The organism is Dictyobacter arantiisoli, from assembly GCF_008326305.1.
GTDB lineage: Bacteria > Chloroflexota > Ktedonobacteria > Ktedonobacterales > Ktedonobacteraceae > Dictyobacter > Dictyobacter arantiisoli.
Genome location: NZ_BIXY01000047.1, coordinates 19,915 through 39,300 on the forward strand (window position 1 = coordinate 19,915; position 19,386 = coordinate 39,300).

Sequence of the window (19,386 nt, forward strand, 5' to 3'; positions counted from 1 at the left end):
GGTTGAGGTGGCCTCGGCCCACTGGCGTAACACACACAATGATCACATAATATCGTTTCAGCGCTTGAGAGAGGGAGTACAGGTATGGATACCAGGACGCGGATTGTAGAGATCGCGACGGAGTTGTTAGGCACGGAACAGGCCGGGATGACTGGCGAGGCGCTGGTGCGACAGGTGGCAAAGAAGCTGGGCCGCAATCTGCCGCCGGTCCATATTATGAAGCTGCTGCAAGAACGGCCCCAGGATTTTGTGGAGGATGATGGTGGGCGCTGGCGCTTACGCCAACGGCAGTCCACCCTCTTCACCGCCGAGGAAACAGTATCAGTACCCACAACCAGCCAGACAGGCACAGCAGACGCGCCAGAACCAGAGCTCAAGCGCGGCAGCTATGTGATCTTTGATCTGGAGGCGACCCAGCAGGATGCACGCTCCCCCTATACAGAGATTATTCAGATTGCGGCTGAACGCTGGCAGGATGGGGTACGCCTGGATACCTGGATGCGCTTCGTCAAGCCTGAAGTGGAGATCCCTGAGCGTATCATCGAGCTGACCAAGATCACACGTGAGGAATTGCGCGACGCCCCCTCGATCCATGAAGTGCTGCCAGCGTTTTTCGCCTATGCTGGCGAGCTACCACTGATCGCGCACAATGGTGCCAGCTACGATGGTCCCTTGATCGAGAGCACCTGCCAGCGCCTCAACATCCCCCTCCCGCCCTCCTTTCTAGTCCTGGATACCCTGCCGCTGGCTCGCACGCTGCTACCAACCGAGGAGGCGCATCGCGTCGGCACGCTCGCCAAACGCTTTGGCTGCGCCCGCGAAGATGCCCATCGCGCCGATGCCGATGTAGAGATGCTCGGCGGCATCGTCAAGGGCCTGGAAGATCTGCTGCATGAGGATGCCAGCGGCTCCGCAGTCTACGAGTTCCTGCTGCGCGCCAATGATCCCTGGACCGCCCTGCTCACCCCACCTGCAGAGCCTCCCAGCACCGCCGAGATCCTCGCCACCTTTGCCAGAAACATCACCCCCCTGATCCCTGAATCCATGCCCGCCAGCCAGAGCCCGCTCGACGCAAGCGCCCTCGATGTCACCTTTACGCAGGCAGAACAATTGGGACGCACACGCCGCCCGGCCCAGATCGAGATGTCCCAACTGGCAATCGGTACGCTACGCGATGGAGGATACGCCATCATCGAAGCAGGCACCGGCACCGGCAAGAGCCAGGGCTATCTGCTTCCCGCCGCCCTCGCAGCCCGCTCCAGTGGACGCCCCATCGCCGTCTCCACCTTCACGCGTATCCTGCAAAGTCAGCTCGTGAAACGCGAACTCCCCTTCATCCAGCAGCTCATCCCCGAAATCACCTCGACCCAGCTCCAGGGGCGCGCCAACTATCTCTCGCTCTCGCGGCTGGCCGAAGAAGTAGAAGACGCCCTCACCGAAAAAAGCCTGACCCCGGCACGCGCCTGGATGCTCGCAACTCTGATCCGCTTCGCCGCCAGCACGATCCACGGCAACCTCGAAGAGCTCGGCATGCTCCCCCAGGCATTGGATAGCTTTCTCAACGCCGAGGGCGCTCCCTTACAGATCATCGCCAGTGTACGCTCCAGCCAGGACGATACGCCCGGCATGGGCGTGCCGCACGATTTCTATCGCCGGGCACGTGAGAACGCCGACCGCGCCAATCTGGTCGTCGTCAATCACGCGCTCCTGCTACGCAATAGTCTCGGCCTCGAAGACGAAGAGGTTCCCTTTGCAAGCACCATCATCTGCGATGAGGCCCATACGCTAGAGGATGCCGCCACCAGGGCCCTGGAACGGCGCGTTGAGGAACGCGTCCTACGCCGTATCCTGCGCGCCATCCACAATCCCCAGCGCGGCGGCTTCGTCAACGACTGCCTGCGCAGACTGCATATGCCTGAGAGCGATCCGACCCTCCAGGCCCTCGGCAAGGCCGTAGACACTGCCCAGGCCGCCCTCGATAACCTCTCCAGACGCCTGCATACCTATGTCACCAGCGTCGCCGTCGTCGCCACTGAAGATATGCGCCGCTACGGTGTACGCGTACGTATCGACAAAAACGCCCTCGCCATGGCAGGTGGGCCCGCCCTGCGCACAGCCTATCAGGCCACCGAAGAGGCCCTCAAACAGCTCCGCACCATCCTGGCAACTTTGATCGAACAACTCGGTGCCAACACAGAGGCATCCCCGGAAGCAAACAAGCAGAACTATGACAGCAAACGCAAGCGCCGCATCCAACGGCTGGCCCGCTCACTTCAGCGCGACCTGGGCGAACACGTCGCCAACTTTCAATGGTTCTGGCGCTTCGACCAGAGCAGCAGCTATGTCTATACCGTCGAACTAGAAAAGCAAGAGATCAGTAGCGAGAGCAAGCCAGCAGAAAAAGAGCGCCCCAGAGCCCCGATTGTGATCAGCGCCGTCCCCATCAACGTTGGCCCACTGCTCTGGACACACCTCTGGTCCCGGCTGGATGCGGCCATCTGCACCTCAGCCACCCTGACCGTCTCCGGGCAGGGCTTTGACTTCTTCCTGCGTCGCGTCGGCTTAGAAGCGGAACGTATTGCCAGCGCCGGTACTGGCAAGCAATTAATTACCCACACGCTGCCCCACGCCTTCAACTATCATGAGAAAGCCTTACTCATGCTACCCAACGATCTGCCCGCCCCCAGGGATAGTGATCTAAAACGCAACTTCCCGGCTGCCGTCGCCGAGCTCTTGCGCCGCTTCATCCCAACCTTTGAAGGTCGCTCGCTGGGACTCTTTACCGCCAACTCGCGGCGCGACTTCGTCTATGAGCATATCGTGGATGAACTCTCAAATAAAGGATATCCCGTCCTGCGCCAGGGTCAGGGCAGTCTCCAATCGCTCATCGACCGCTTCCGCGAAGAAGATCCCACCTCCCTGCTCGGCACTCGCTCACTCTGGGAAGGCGTCGACGTACCAGGACCCTCGCTCTCCTATGTCTTCCTGGAGAAACTCCCTTATCCCAGCCTCGGCGATCCCGTCGAGGCGGCCCGCATGGGAGCCGTCGAGAACGCGGGCGGCAACCCATTCTATGACTATATGCTTCCCAAAATGATCATTATCCTCAAGCAAGGCTTCGGACGCCTGATTCGCTCTAACGAGGACAAAGGGGCCGTGATTCTCCTCGACAAGCGCCTGCGCAACTCGCTCTATCGCCGTGATGTCCTGGCCTCCCTGCCTGATCCCACCATCGGCTACGAATCCGATCTCGACATGTTCCAACAGATCGCCGCCTGGATGGGCCGGACCCTCGATCCATCCGAGCTGCCCGCACCGACCGTGCCCGATGTCCAGCGCGTCTTAAATGAACAGGCGCTATCATCTCCCATCGTCTCCCTCGAAGACTTTGAGTTGACTGCCAGACCGCGCCTGCTCGCCGTCCAAAAAGCCATCTGGAACCAGGACAGCTTCCGAGATGGACAAGAAGCGATTATCCGCGATGTCCTGGCCGGAAAAGATGTCCTGACGCTACTGCCCACGGGAGCAGGCAAGAGCCGTACCTATCAGCTCCCGGCCCTTATTCGTCCCGGCCTGACGCTGGTCATCTCGCCCTTAATCGCGCTGATCCGGGATCAGGTCGAGAAGTTGCGCGAGGTACCCGGCATCACCTGCGTCGCCTCGCTCGTCTCCGGCATGGATGCCGCCAGCCAGGAAGAGGTATTGCGCAACGCGGTAGCCGGTAAGATCAAGCTTCTCTACGTCTCGCCCGAACGTCTGCGCGATCCCCGTTTCCGTGCCTATCTCCCCCAGCTCAGGCTCGTTCAGCTAGTCGTGGATGAGGCCCATTGTATCTCAACCTGGGGACATGACTTCCGCCCCGACTTCCTGGGCATCATGCAGCATCTACCTGCGAGGGACACCAATACAACCTATCCCATCCACGCCCTGACCGCCACAGCCACCGAACAGGTACAGGGTGAGATCATCGCAGGCTTAACCCTGAACGCACCCGGTCATGAACTGGTCACGCATACCGGAGACTTTGTGCGCGACAATCTGATCTTCCGCATGTATCACGTGGAGAAAAAAGAAGAGCGCGACATCATGACCCTGAGCATCGTGCATCAGATTGTCCACAACCAGGAGCGCGGCGGCGCGGGTATCGTCTACGTAGCCACCAGGAAAAACGCCATGCAGCTAGCCCGCCTGCTGCGTGACAACAACGTCGCCGCGCAGGCCTATCACGGAGGCATGGAGACGGCCGAACGACACCAGGTACAGGAACGCTTTATGCAAGGCGACCTGGATGTCGTCGTCGCCACCTCCGCCTTTGGCATGGGCGTCGACAAGGCTGAGATCAGATTTGTCCTGCACTATGATCATCCCGCCAGTCTGGAAGCCTATGCGCAAGAGGCAGGTCGAGCTGGACGCGATGGCAAAGAAGCCTATGCCATCCTGCTCTATCATCGCCAGACCCAGCAAACCGAACGCTTCATCGCCCGCCAGGGCGTCCCTGATCGACTGGTCCTGCAACGCTACCGCAACGCCCTCCTCTCCTTCGACGAAGAGGACTCGCCCATCGTGCGCCTCCCAGATCACACCATCATCTGCAATCCCGACACGCTGGCCGAGCTAGCCAACATTGAAATCACCCAGGCCCGCGTCCTCCTCTACTCCTTTGAAGAGGCCGGACTGATCCAGCGCGACGTTGATAGCACACTGGAAGCCAGCATCATGCTCACCCAACCGCTCGCCAACGTGCTGGCAGGATTATCCACGCCGGAGGATCAAGAGCTTGCGCAACGCCTCTTCACCACACTGGACGCCAGACCCGACTATCAAGTCACCTATCAGGCCACTCGATGCTACCAACAAGCCGGAATCGATCCCCGACGCATTGATCCTCTCCTGGTAGAACTGGCAAGCAAAGACCTCCTCCTGTATCGCGCCTACAAGCGTGGCATCAGCTTCAGGATCGATCAAAGCATTCATAACAACAACCAGCTCATAACCATCGAGAGCAAGTTCGGGCGTCGCTATCAGCGCTTCGAGGAACGCCTCCAGAGCATGCTCGACTACATATGGTTAAAGTCAGGCCAGAACCGTTGCCGCAGCGCTGAACTGATCAATTATCTAACGAACCAGCACGATACGCCCCATTGTGGCAAATGCGACCTGTGCAGTCCCACCCGCGAAGGACTGCCCTGGGACCCCGGACTGCGCCTCTTCACCGAGAAGCTCACCGTCAACACACGGCTGGCAATCCTCGGCGCGGCACGCGATCACAATGGCATCTATGCGCAAGGCACCCTGGAAAGAATCCTGCTGGGTATCCCCTATACCCAATATGCAGGACAAAAGAAACCATTAACCACAGCCGCCCGGAGCTCCGATCACTATGACGAGCTCAAAGGTCACAGGATCACACAAAATCAGCTCCGCCAAACGTTTATAGCATTAATCGAAGGCGGCTATCTGCAACAGCTAGAAAAGCCACTGCGCAATCAAACTAGCGCTAGCGAACGCAAGACCTATCAGGCCATCGCCATCACCCAGAAGGGGCGAGACGCCCTGGCGGGCGGCATAGAACTGCCAGCCGCAACAGAACAAGAACTAGAGGTGCACGCGTGAGTGAATTTTCCCCAGAAGAACAGGCCTTTCTCGATGAGGCCTATCAACGCCTGCGCACCACGCGCACAACCTTTACCGACAAAGAGGCCCTGCAACCCGCCTTTGACGAAGGCTACGATCTCGACATGCTCCACGATCCCCGCTTCGCCAGAGCGGAACTCAAGCAAGGCGACATCCCACCTCATTATCGCCTGGCAGAACACATCCTTGCCAACACCCGCCTCCTCAATGAATTACAGGCAGGAACATGGGATGGCAACAACCTAACCACCAAACTCGCGGAACTCGACACTGAAATAGAGCCAGCTCAGGATGGGGAAAGACAGCAGCATCACATCTTCTATCCACACGATCCCCGTATCTTTCAAAACCGTCAGGGAGCCTGGGAAGCGCACGGAGAACGTCAAATCACAGTGCCCTTAGATCTCACAACAACACTGGATACCCTGCTAGCAGGGCTAAAAAAGCGCTGGTTACAGATCAACACCCCCCTGACCATCAACCGTATCATCGAACTGCTCAGAGACCAGGGCTGGAAACAGAGTGAGCGTCCAAATGCCGCTCGCTATATCCGGGCCTGGCTCTTATCCACCAGCCAATTCCAACGCGTAAACCAGGACTACTGGATACCCCTGGAACTGCTGCCCCCTGAAATCCAACACACCCGCCTACAAGTACAGCCACTGCGCACACCTGATCAACCACAAGAACCAGAGCAAGCAGGAAATATTACTGATCCGACAGGAGAGCAAAGTACACCAACCAGCCAGCGCCCATCATACGCAGAAACATTGATTGTCAAAGGCACCGCAACAAAATCCCATGTCAGTTGGACAACCTATTTGCGAACCAGCAATCTCAATGAAGGCTTCCTGGCTGTTCCCAAAGCCATGCAGGTCATCTATCCGCCTCAGTTTCCCGGAGAGAGCACTCAGGCCGTCATACGTGGCAGATGGTACACCGACAATACCATGCTCTGGATCTGGCTCGACCGCGTCCAGCATCGTCTCTACGGACCCGACCTGCTCGACAAATTCTTCGACCAGGACACCGGCGATAAGCTCCGCATTGAATGGCAGGCAGACGAAATTACATTGCACCTGGCAGGCCATAGCGACGAAATCCAGCAGGAAGAAACGCGCCTGATCGACATAGAAGAACTCAAACAGTTACGCCTGGGCATAGGCGAAAACTACCGTCAAACCATACAAGCAATATTAGCAGCAGCGCCCCAGGGGCTCCTATTTCGTGAGCTAGTCAGGATAGTAAGCGAGCGACAACAGCATCCCGTCTCATCCCGCAGCATACGCGCCCTACTCGCAGCAGGAACATTCCTACATCACCAGGGACGCTGGTACGCAGCACCAAACGACAAAGACAGCGCCCGAGCACTGCGCGCAACCCTGATTGAAACACTGGTACCGCCAGAGCAAAGCACCCACGCCACCCATAGCGAATATGTACACACAAGAGTCAACGCCATCTATCAACGCCTGACAGAAATCACCCAACTACTACGGGACAGCGTTTGACAGCGAGCGTTAGCATCTCAAACGCAAAGTTATTGATAGCCAAATAACAATATAACCAGCACACCAGCAATGCCAAAGCAGAGCCAGCCAGGTATTTGATAGAACAACTTCCTCTCAGGAACATACAGAGCATGGAAAACCGACGCAACAACCAGAGCGTTGCTTTTTAGGCGTGAAAGGCCATAATTGGATTGGACTGTTGGGGAGGTCTTCACGTACGCTCTCGAGGAGAGAGCTACCATGCGGCGTGCGTATTTTTTGAGCTCATCCAGGACTGCTGGGACGAAGTCAGTAGCCTGAGAGAAGATACTATCATATGGTAAAATGCTAACGTTACATGTATCATTAAAACACAGCCATAAAAAGGAGTGCTACATGCATAAGCTGTCCTTGTTTTCAAACAAAAGATGCTCATTTTGCTCTTCACGCCGCATTTTTTTGATAAATGCGGGTATGGTGGGGATTGGGGCGAGTCTCTTGTCAGGGTTTGAGATTACTCATGTGCATGCATCTACAAATACAAGCTCCTTGGATGGAATCATAGAGAACGATAAGAGTGCCCTTGGCTTTTTACGCACTTGCATAGATAAACGTTTTGTGGCTGGCTCACGAATGGCATTTGAGCAAGCAACGCAACTGAAGGGAACTAACTACTGGCACGAGTCCTATGCGGGTGGCTCAGCGCTTCCCCCACCAAATACAATCAGCGAGGATTACTCAGTAGAACATGGCGCGACTATCCTGGGCTGGCAAGCTCATATTAATGGTTGTGGTGGACAACCAGGCGTTAGCGACCAGGAGATTACAGCACGATTAGATAGCGTAATTGCCGAAAAAGTCAAGAAGTATCCAAATTTGCGGCATTTTCGTATTCTTGCATCGCTGAATGGTATAGATATCAAAGAAGTATTTCCATCATAATTTCTCGTTCTTTAAGCAGTATTGTACGCCAGGACAGCCAGCTGTAAGGGTAAGCTGGATCGTCGATGGTCCGGGCGGCAGTGGTCATTGCAAAGCTCCTTCTTTGGATGCTACGAGCAGTTAGCAACACAGCGTCATGCTCGTTCAATGTTCTATAATCGAACAAGCAATCCGATAATAGGTACACTACTCTGTGTACATGATCTATGAGAGAATGTCAAGGTTATCCAGGCGCAACACGAGAGAATCAAGGAAGCAATTCGAAATCCAACAAATCGTCTATATATGTACATTCATTGATATATAGAGCTCCCTCAAGCAGTAGTTATATTTTACCTCAAATACATTGCCACGCCATAAATACCTGATAGTGCTTACATAAATACAATAGCCTTTTATGGTTACGCACTTCTTTTTAGAGAAAAAATGTGAGTAAAATAAATATATATAAATATCAACCCATTGTACCTCTATATATTTAACCTTCTTTTAATGTGAAGAACACCCTGGCAAATTCGATATCACGCACCTGTCAGAATTTTTTCACAAATGAATACAGGAGTAGTGGTATTCAGTCCTGGCTCGATAAAGGAGTATAACTGATGAACAGTCATCATGTGGCAGTTCTTTTTCCTGGACAAGGTGCCTTTTATAAGGACGTACTGAGCACTTCCTATGACAAGTATCCGCAAGTTGCAAGTGTCTTTGTAGATATTGATGCAATAACCATTCGTGAACTCGGCATCACCATATCTGACGTCCTTTTCGGCTCTGAACAAGCAGAGATAGAAGATTTGCTGACGCAATCATCCTCTGTATTACAGATGGCAATCTATGGTATAGATGTGGCTGTATACAAAATCCTGGAAGCTCATGGGCTTAATCCAGAGGTATTGATTGGGCATAGTTTTGGCGAAATCGCGGCCCTGGTCAGTGCGGGAGCCTTTTCTGTGATGGAAGGGGCACAAATTGTTTGTCAGCGAGTGAAAGCCTTAGAGCGCCTGGCATCTTCCAGTGGATATATGGCAGCCCTACAGATAGACGCCTCGCGCACGCAGAAGTTATTGGAGTTGATAGGAGATCACAATCTGGCCTTAGCGGTGGAAAATCATCAGGAGCAGACAGTCGTCTCTGGTACCAACAAACTGATGGACAGAGTCAAAGATATCGCAGCAATCTTGCATATCCCATTTATAAAAATCAATTCGCCATATCCCTTTCACAGCCGTCTGCTCCAGCCGGTGGTAGCTGAATTCGCCGCCAACATTCGCCACCTGACGCAGCGACCATTGCAGGTCCCAGTATTTTCACCAATTTTACAGCGCTACTATAAAGATGATGACATGTTGACTGAATATCTGGCTCAACATCTTATTTTACCAGTGAAGTTTCTAAGTTCAATTCAATATCTTTATAGCGAAGGCATTCAGGTATTTGTCGAAAGTGGAGCCAGGGGTACGCTGGGTAAACTTGTCAAGGAAATCATCAACACCGATCAGGTAAGCACTGTGACCTGCCTTGATCCAAAATTAGATGATCTCCAGTCATTGGATCACGCTCTCACTATTCTCGATAGCCAGGGTCTGGTAACTAAAGTGCTCCCCACGCCCGGTGGTCAGGGGCTGCTACAGAAAATGACAAACTTTAATCTGGCTGATTTCCTACCTGAGGCTGATCCAGAACTGTTTAATGCTTTCTGGAGTGAGCAGAGGAACCAACTGTTTTCACATGTTCTTTTACATATCAAGCAAGAGTTCGAAACCTTTCAACAGAAGCGGAATGGCTCGACGTTGCCATTGAGAACACAACCCGAAATCGTGATTACCGAGCAACTCGCGCATAGCCAGAAAAGCGAGCCACTGATGGACGCTGCTGCTTCCCCCCAGCACCAGCCCCAGACAGTAAGCGACCAGCAATCCTTCAGTCGCGCAACGCTATTTCAAGAGCTACGTACGATATATGCCAACGCACTGGAATATCCTGAAGAGGTCTTTAGCGATGAAGTCTCCCTGGAAGCTGACCTGGGCATTGACTCTCTTAAACAAACAGAATTGCTCACACGTATTGGTGAGCACTATCATTTACCGCCACGTCCAGCCAATTTCCGCTTGAGCCAGTATGACACCATGGGCAAAGTTGTTGACTATACCTTCTCGCTGCTTCAACAAGGGATTAAACATTCCAGAACTGTACTCATGAGCTCTTTCTTGCCGCCCAGAACACAGGCAGACATTCCCAGCACTGAAACACACATACGTAGACAGAAAAGCGAGCCACTGATGGACGCTGCTGCTTCCCCCCAGCACCAGCCCCAGACAGTAAGCGACCAGCAATCCTTCAGTCGCGCAACGCTGTTTCAAGAGCTACGTACGATATATGCCAACGCGCTGGAATATCCTGAAGAGGTCTTTAGCGATGAAGTCTCCCTGGAAGCTGACCTGGGCATTGACTCTCTTAAACAAACAGAATTGCTCACACGTATTGGTGAGCACTATCATTTACCGCCACGTCCAGCCAATTTCCGCTTGAGCCAGTATGACACCATGGGCAAAGTTGTTGACTATGTGTGGAACGCCCTCAAGCAAACAACCATGGTGAAAGCTTCTCGGTAGATAACATTCACACGTGCTTAGATACCTACTTGATAGAAAGAATACTCGTGAACAATTTTGAAGGGAAACTGGTTCTTGTAACCGGTGGAGCTAAAGGTATTGGCAAAATTATTGCCAGAGAGTTTGCTGTCCAGGGAGCCCATATTCTGCTCAATTTTTTCCATTCGCTTGAAGCTGCGAAACAGACAAAAGCAGAGTTAGAGCAGATGGGCGCGCAAGTGGATCTGTTGCGGGCCTCGGTCGCTAAGAAAATCCAGCTTGAGCGAATGTTTCAAGAGATCAAAGACACCTATGGTTACCTGGATGTGCTTGTAAATAATGCCGCCGATGGTGCGTTGTTTCCAACAAATGACATTGCAGAAGAACATCTTGATCGAGCGTTCAATAGCATGTTGAAAGGGAGCCTCTGGTGCTCCCAGTTAGCGGCGCCTCTGATGGAAAAGCGTGGTGGTGGAGCGATTGTCAATATGTCCTCCATTGGTTCTCCGATGGTTATCGCAAACTACCTGGCATGTGGCCCGATCAAAGCAAGTGTTGAAGCCCTGACACGCTATCTGGCAGTTGAGTTTGCACCGCTTAATATTCGTGTCAATACGGCATCAGGTGGACTTATTGACAGTCCAGTCATAGAGCACTTTCCACGTACGCAAGAATTACAACAAGTTGTCAAAGACGCGACACCGCTTGGGCGCCTGGGACAACCCGAAGACCTTGCCAGGGTCGTTTCGTTCCTGGCCTCAGATCAATCTCGCTGGGTAACTGGACAAGTTATTCTGGCTGACGGTGGATTATCCCTTGGTAGCGTGTTACTGGCTCCTCCATCTCAAACGGTCAGGGAAATACCAGTGCAGGCGCAGAAAACACAACCTGCCGAAGTGACAGCGGATCAAGCCATAACTGCTACAACATCTTCTCATAAAACAGTCCCGCTATCTTTATCAGATCAACCTGAAACGAGAGAAAATTTCAAGGCCGCGACAGAGAGAACGTCAATCGCAGCTCAGGAATACGTGAACGTGAATAGTGCTCCAGGTAGCCATAGCGAGCAACCTGATACTGACGATGATGATATCGTAGTAGTAGGTATGGGTGTGACCGTTGCAGGAGCGAATAACCCGGAAGAGTTCTGGCGTGTAATGGTAGATGGGCCAGAGCTCTTTAGCAAAGCGGCTAACAATCGCTGGGATAATAGTCTCTTTTATTCAGCTGACCCGGCTGCTGAAGACAAAACTTACCAGGATGCCTTTGCATTTATCACAAATCTTTCTTCCAGGTCAGCATTGGAACAAGATACGCAACAATCCAATGATGAATTGACAACGCTGTGGCTACGCCATGCTTTGCAACAGGCACTAGAGAACGTCAAAACACAAGAAAATGACACATACTCATTCGTAATCGGGTATACGGCTGATGGTAATCAACATCTCGATGAAGCCTCTGTGATCGCGGGTGCCACCTACCGTTTAGGTGAACAACTCAAGCAGTTACCTGGTTCTAGCGCTGAAAAACAAAGCTTGTTTGAAGAGATCAAAGCAACGTTAGAGCAGCGCTATAGACACGGCATGACCGAAGTCACACGCTTTTTACCACATAATGTAGGTTACAATGCGATGCATGGTATCTTACCTGCAGATACCGAACTGCAGATAGTAGATACAGCCTGTTCTTCATCGCTCTATGCGATGGATATTGGCATCAAAGGGCTTTTAATGGGGAAACAAGACATCGCAGTGTGTGGTGGTGCGTTTGCTCTTACACCACGTAATTCCATTCTATTTGCCAAATTGCATGGTTTATCGGTGGGTGGTCAGGGTCGATCTTTAGATAAGAACAGCGATGGGGTGCTTTTTGCTGACGGAGCGGGTGTGGTCGTGCTGAAGAAGAAAAAAAAGGCGCTTGAAGACGGTGATCACATATTTGCGGTACTAAAGGCGCTTGGGTCATCCTCAGATGGGAAAGGGAAAGCCATTTATGCTCCTAACTCAGCGGGGCAGGCACTGGCTATTGAGCGCGCGATCAACCAACCACAAACGCATGTTGAGAATATCGACTGGATCGTCGCACATGCCACTGGAACAACAGCGGGAGATCTAGCCGAGTTTACCACGCTGCGTGAGACAATCATCCCTGATCATCCAATCTATGTTACCTCAAATAAATCCTTGATCGGACACACAGGCTGGGCGGCCGGGGTCATCTCACTAATCGAAGTGATCCTGGGACTGGAGAAAGAACTTATTCCTCCCCAGTATAAATTTACGGCCCCCCCTGACAGTTTCCAAATTGAAACGACGCAATTAAGGATTCCTACCACTGCTGTACCCTGGCCCGCGCAAGCAGATCGCGTGCGCGCAGCAACTGTCTCAAGTTTTGGTTTTGGTGGTACTAACGCCCATCTCGTTGTTGAAGAATATAGAGAGGAAGCACATGCTTCACGAAAAGCATAAAAAAGATTATAAAGAACAGATTGTGATTGTAGGGTGGTCAACGCATATTCCAGGCCTGGCTTCTCGTGAAATTTTGCTCGACTGGATAGATGGGAAACGTCAAGGGCCGGAGCAATCCTTTGGCGACTATTATCCACAGCCACCTTTCGAGAAAGTGCGCATGCCTTCCAGTACCATACGTACGATTGATAGATGCCAGTTGATGATATTGGAATGTGCTCATAGTCTGCGGCAGCAGATCAACAACTTCTGGGATGCGAGTCGCCGTCAAACAGGAGTTTTTGTTGGACATATGGGCATCACGCGCAATGCCGTACTCTATAATAACCGCGTCTATCTGGACGATATCAAACGTACCTTGTACAGCAATCCAAAGCTTTCCGATTCAGCACTGATGGCAACCTTATTTGAACAGTTCGAGCAAGAAGTCAAGCGACTGGTGCCAGCAGCCAATGAGGACTCAAATCCTGGCGAGATGCCGAATATTATTCCAGCCAGGGTCGCCAATTATTTTGATCTCAAGGGACCCAATATGACTCTGGATACGGGGTTCTCTTCAATGCTCTCAGCCTTTGAGGTAGCCTGTCGCTACTTGCAGGCGCAAGAATTAGAACTTGCACTCGTTGGAGGCATTAATGGCAATAGTACTCCAGAAATGCGCTATTTATTACACACATTGACTGGTCCAACCAATCCGATGCCTGCCGAAGGAGCCTTTCTGTTTGCGCTAACGACCCAAACGCTGGCGCAAAAAGCAGACCTGCCCATTCTTGGTTATGTAAACGATTGTACCATCAGTGCTCATGCCTCAACTGACCCATCATCGGTGTTATGCGGCAGCGCCTCGACCAATACATATAATTATCTGGGAGCAGAAGGGGCGCTCGCGATCGTACAAGCATTGCATAAAGGTGCAAATGAGAAGATAACCATTACCTGCCACAATGCAATAGATATGCCCATCGTTAATCTCACACTCACTGTGCCTGGTACAAATACATCCCATGGCGAGACAATCCCGCTCCCTCCTCGGTTCTTACAGGACCAGGAATATGAACCAGGTAAAACATTACAAATACAGCGCTATATTCATGAGATGGAAGAGTTACCTATAGAGCAGATACGTCCTTCCATGGCGTTCCTGCCCGAACGCTGCATACTATTGACTGATCAGCCCGCCCTGCTAGAACAACTTACCAATATTCCGACGGATATGACGGTGTTATCGACCCGGCCGTTAGCCACTCCATCCCGCAACTGGTTCTACTTACCGGACGTGACGCCAAAAGCAGTGCAACAATATATCAGCCAGCAGGGAACATTTACGCATGTGCGTGTGCTCACCGACCTGAATCTTTCCGCGCCCACACCAGCATGCCTGGCGGCATTACCCACCGCACTGGTTGCCTTGCATGATCTGACATTTCTGGTATTGCAGCAGTGCTACGAAGCGCTGAAAGAAGAGCAGAGTTCATGTATCGCGCTCTTTCTTAATGCGCTACCTGATAAGACTCCTCATCCATTTACTGGTCTCTTCGGTGGTCTGATTAAAAGTATCTATCATGAATTGCCTGGTTGTCTGATGTATGGATTGTTTACCGATACAATCCATATGCATAAAGGCATACAGCAAGCCGAGCAAGAGAGTACCGCAAGACGCTTTTTACCGATTATTTTCTACCAGGGGAGAAGCCGAAAAACCACGCGTTTAAAGGATGCAATGATCAACCTGCCAGAGCAGACGCCAGCCCGATTAAAGAGTGACTCGGTCATTGTTGCGGTCGCAGGGGCGCGGGGCATCACAGCGGAACTACTCAAAGCTGTCGCGCAATACTTTCAGCCCCGGCTCTATTTAATCGGAAGTAATCCCATTGACCTGCACTCAGCGGAAATATTCGCAGGAAGCGATCCTGAGTTTGCGAAACAGCGATCGACCTATATTCGTCAGCAACAGGCAAGCAAGTCTGGCAAAAACGTATCTATGATCAATAAAGAGTTCCAGCTCTTGCTGAACGCGAGAATTGCACAGAGTAATATCACAGCCATGAGTGATTTTAGCGGAGCAGGAAAGGTACACTATCTGAGCTGTGATGTGACTGATCAGGATAAATTGACGGCTGTGATGAACCAGATCATACAGGCAGAAGGCCATATTGATCTGCTGATTAATGCTGCTGGTCTGAATAGCTCAGCAAGCATTGAAATGAAGAACTTTGACGAATTTCGCAAGATCCGCGACGTCAAGATGCGCGGCTATCTCAATCTCAAGCACGCGCTACGTGATTGTCCACCACGGATGTGGTGTAACTTTGGTTCCTTACTGGGAGTTATGGGTCAGCCTGGAGAAGCGGACTACGCGGCAGGGAATTCCTTCTTGAGCAGTGCCGCTACTTACAGCCATCAGGTACTCAATGCTGACGAATTCACAATTGACTGGACGTTCTGGAAATCAATCGGCCTGGCAGCCAATCCCTTAACCAGGGCTTACCTGGAAAATTTTGAAGGGTATACCGCCCTGACAAATGAGGAGGGCATTCATCACTTTATTCGCGAAGTGAATCAGCCAGCGCATGATCCTGCGCTTCTGCTTATGGGGGCCGCAGAAAAGCGGACGATCGAGGGCTATTTCCCCGGTTTCTTTAGCCAGCAGAACGAGCGGCAAAAGTCCAGCAGTTTCTATCTTGATAAAGTGTTAATGGTCCAGCCAGACGAAATGGTATTCGAGCATGTCTTCGATCTGACGAAAGAAGACTATTTAAACCATCATCGAGTGGATGGTCATGCCACGCTGCCCGGTACCTTCGTGACAGAGATCGCGGCAGAAGCGGCGGCACAATTAGTTCCTGATTGGCATGTAGTCGGCTTTGAAGATGCCATGTTCGGCTCTTTTCTGCGTGTCCCTCAGGAGAAAGCAGTGGCAAAAAAAATACACGCTCGCGTCATTGATCGCTCTGCTGAGCAGATAATTGTCCTGGTACGCATTACCACCGATATCATGGCACCCAATGGCATGATGCTCACAAAAGATAAGCTCCATTTCCAAATCAAAGTTATCTTCAGCCAGCATTTTGCAGGACCTTTTTATTGGGAAGCATGGAATTCGGCTGGCGAACAGGCTGTACCAGACCCTTATCATTTCCCAACATCGCCTGTGCATCTTACGGGTATGTTTGTTGCGACGACAAACACACGTTTACATCCTATGGGAAAAAGGGCAACCTATTCCCTGGCACTACCTGCTGATCATCCAGTATTTTCTCATTTCAGAGTTCCCTGTATTCTGCTGGATGGACTCGCCCGTTCAGGTGTTCTCAATCTGATAGATGAGAACTATCTGCCCCTGGCAATCCCAACAAGGATTCGACGCATTGACCTCTATGAAGAAGTTAATGATTGCCAGCTTTCAGGGCCAGATATCCCTATAGATCTCTATGCCACACCCAGAGCATCAACCACAGAACATTTCGCAGACACGAATCGGCTGGTGGCTGTTCGTCGAGCTGATGGCAAAGTTATCGCGCAGATCAAGGATATAGCGATGGCCCCTGCCGGCTATATACATCGGATCTCAGGTGAGTTCATATTACCTGATCAACTCATCCAATACACGAGCAACAATATGCGAGGAGGGCAAGTATGATCACCGACCAACGATTACCGCAGCCCTCTATTGCATATCCTGCTGACGATTCCGTCTATCCAGCGACAAGATTTATTTGGGATCCCACGCCTACGCCATTGCAGTCGTTGGAAATCTCGCCACAGATACGTGACAAGAAGATCGTGATCATCGGCGGAACCGATCAGGCCGCCAAGCGCATTGCGCAGTTGCTAGAAACCCATGGCGCAACGATCTATCGCTACCAGCATGATGGACTTGAGGACGAACAAGCCGGGGAAGCATTCAGACAGAGGGTCGGTATGATCGATGGGATCATTGATCTCAATATCGAAGAGCCATTTCAGCTTGCGAAGCATTCCGCGTGGGAAACGTCTTTCAAACACTCAGTTAGCCTGCTGAAAACCTATCATGAAGATTGGTTGGCGGAAACGGATAGCACACGCCTGTTCTATCTCGTGGTAACGGCGATGGGTGGCCTGATGGGTCGCGGTGTAACAGAGCTTTCTCAGCCATTGGGGGGCCTCTGGGCTGGTTTAGCAAAAACGTTGTGCGTGGAAATTCCCAATTGCAATATCAGAATTCTCGACCTTTCATCTCACGATTTCCCGCAATTGGCATCTATCATTGCCAGTGAATTATATAAATGGGGTTTATTCGAGATTGGCTATCAGAATGGTATACGGTATACCCTTGTTGCGCGTAAAGAAGAGGTTGCGCGGCCTGATCTGAACATCGATGCGCAGGATCTTTTGCTGATTTCAGGCGGTGGACGAGGGATTGGTTTTGCTCTTGCCAAAGCGCTAGCCAGGAATTTCGGCTGCCGGGTCATCATCACCGGGCGCGATCCACTCCCCTCAGGCGATGAAAAATGGGTGCAGATGGACGCTGTAACCTTTAAAAATTACCAGCAAAGTTGCTTGAAAAACCTTGTACCTGGTACGACTATCGCTGTAGCTCGACGCGACATAGAACAGCTTAAGCGGCGCAGGGAACTTTATCAGCATCTTAAGGCGGTGCAGGAAGAAGGATTAGATATCGTCTATGAAGTATGTGATATTTCCTCTTTGCCGCAAGTTCAAGCTCTCCTGGCAAAGATTGGACCACGGCTGAGTGGTGTGATTCACAATGCAGGCGTACAGACCCCAACCAGACTCCCGGCAAAATCAATGCAGGCATTTATCAATACGATCCAGACAAAAGTCAACGGGTTTCTCAATCTCCTTCAAGCACTTAATGGGAAAGAGCTCAAGTTTTTTAATAACGTGGGTTCTATGACCGGGCGTATGGCAGGTGCCATTGGACAACTGGATTACAGTGCTGCCAACGAAGGATTAGCTCGACTGGGATTGTGGGCGGCCCATTTCCAGCAGATCAATGCCCCATTGAAAACAATCTGCTGGCCAACCTGGGAACACCTGGGGCTGATTATCAACTACCAGGGTGCCACCAGATATATGGCTGCAATGAACGTAGAGGAGGGACTCTACCACTGGCAACGCGAATTACTTACATCTGGTTCTGGAGAGATTACGATTGTCTGTCCTCTCAGGCAGATACTCAACCTCAACCCGATTATAGCAAAGGGGTATAGCCCTCTGCTCGAACTGCCCTACATGGAACATTACTATGCCCAGGGCTTCTATCTAGGCGAACTACGCCAGTTCATACCGTACCGCTATCTCCTGACACAGCATCACATCGATGCCAGGATAACAGCCGCATTCTCCGAATTTAAAGTCGCTGCGACCCCTGCCCTACCGATTAGCCTCTTACTTGAGTATGCCTTATCTGCTGGTGAGCGGATTGTTCCTGATGGTATGTCAAATCTGAATTTACAAGAGATCCATACGCTTACGGTAAATGTTCAAGCCCTCAAACAGGATCCAGATGGTACGTTTGCGTTTGAAAGAGAAGTGCTCGGCGACTGGCAAGCGGACAAATGGGTCGTGGACGTAAAGCTCACAAAGATCGGAACTCCTGGTAGAGAAGCTCTGGCACAATTACAACTGGTGTATGCTCCGGAGAAGCCGCAGCCGGAAACCGCACCAACAATAGATGCTGCGTCGTGGCCCGATGTCGTATTAGATTCAGCCGATGACCTCACCTGGATGGGGTTCGTATTCAAACGGGCTCGTTGGAAACGGGGCACCGATCAGCTACTTGTCGGGGAGCTACTTGTTGGGGAGGTAGAATCCTATCATCCTGCCGACCTGTGGGTACTACCAGTCCCACCCACAAGCCAGTTACCGCTTAGCCAATTTGAAAACATCGTGAGAGCAGTCATAGCACAGCGATCAGCTACAACAGCGATCACAACCTTAACAATTGAGTGCCTCAAACTGTACGATTCGGCAGCGGCAGTCGGGCCTATTATAGGTAACACACAAGAGAATAGCTGGTATGTCATGGATCAAGCGTGGGAGCGCACCCTATTGTACCTGCAAAACCTTAAAGTATAGTCATGTCAAAACACTAGCAATCCCCCGACTGCAAAGGACAATACTACTCTGTCAAGCTTCATTTGAAGGGCAGGGGTGCAGGGGCAGAGGGCGAAGCCTTCTGCCGGGGTGTGGGGTGTCCCCACATACTTCTTTTCCCCTTTTTGCATGCCGCCTGCGGCGGCGCGAGGAAAAAGA

The 19,386-nt window shown here is 51.7% G+C and carries 7 protein-coding genes; all 7 read left to right on the top strand.

The window, feature by feature from the left end:
* The first annotated feature begins 84 nt into the window (after positions 1-84).
* The 7 genes from F1593_RS15855 (at position 85) to F1593_RS15885 (ending at position 19,209) form a co-directional block, all read left to right on the top strand.
* Positions 85-5,613, top strand: coding sequence for a RecQ family ATP-dependent DNA helicase (locus tag F1593_RS15855; RefSeq protein ID WP_149402541.1), 5,529 nt, complete (start codon positions 85-87; stop codon positions 5,611-5,613).
* Complete coding sequence (locus F1593_RS15860) at positions 5,610-7,145, top strand: hypothetical protein (protein WP_149402542.1); 1,536 nt, start codon at positions 5,610-5,612, stop codon at positions 7,143-7,145. The genes F1593_RS15855 and F1593_RS15860 overlap by 4 nt, the downstream gene beginning before the upstream one ends.
* A 375-nt stretch (positions 7,146-7,520) precedes the next feature.
* Positions 7,521-8,066, top strand: a complete 546-nt coding sequence (locus F1593_RS28985; protein ID WP_216368880.1) for a hypothetical protein — start codon at positions 7,521-7,523, stop codon at positions 8,064-8,066.
* A gap of 602 nt (positions 8,067-8,668) precedes the next feature.
* The gene (locus F1593_RS15870) at positions 8,669-10,678 is read left to right on the top strand and encodes an acyltransferase domain-containing protein (protein WP_149402544.1); all 2,010 of its coding nucleotides are present in this window, start codon (positions 8,669-8,671) and stop codon (positions 10,676-10,678) included.
* 47 nt (positions 10,679-10,725) lie between these two features.
* Positions 10,726-13,128 carry an SDR family oxidoreductase gene (locus F1593_RS15875; RefSeq protein WP_172632156.1) on the top strand — a complete coding sequence of 801 codons (2,403 nt, stop codon included), beginning with the start codon at positions 10,726-10,728 and terminating at the stop codon, positions 13,126-13,128.
* Entirely contained in the window at positions 13,109-16,768 is a 3,660-nt protein-coding gene (locus F1593_RS15880) for an SDR family NAD(P)-dependent oxidoreductase (protein ID WP_149402546.1), read from the top strand. The genes F1593_RS15875 and F1593_RS15880 overlap by 20 nt, the downstream gene beginning before the upstream one ends.
* The gene (locus F1593_RS15885) at positions 16,765-19,209 is read left to right on the top strand and encodes an SDR family NAD(P)-dependent oxidoreductase (protein ID WP_149402547.1); all 2,445 of its coding nucleotides are present in this window, start codon (positions 16,765-16,767) and stop codon (positions 19,207-19,209) included. The genes F1593_RS15880 and F1593_RS15885 overlap by 4 nt, the downstream gene beginning before the upstream one ends.
* The last annotated feature ends 177 nt before the right edge of the window (positions 19,210-19,386 follow it).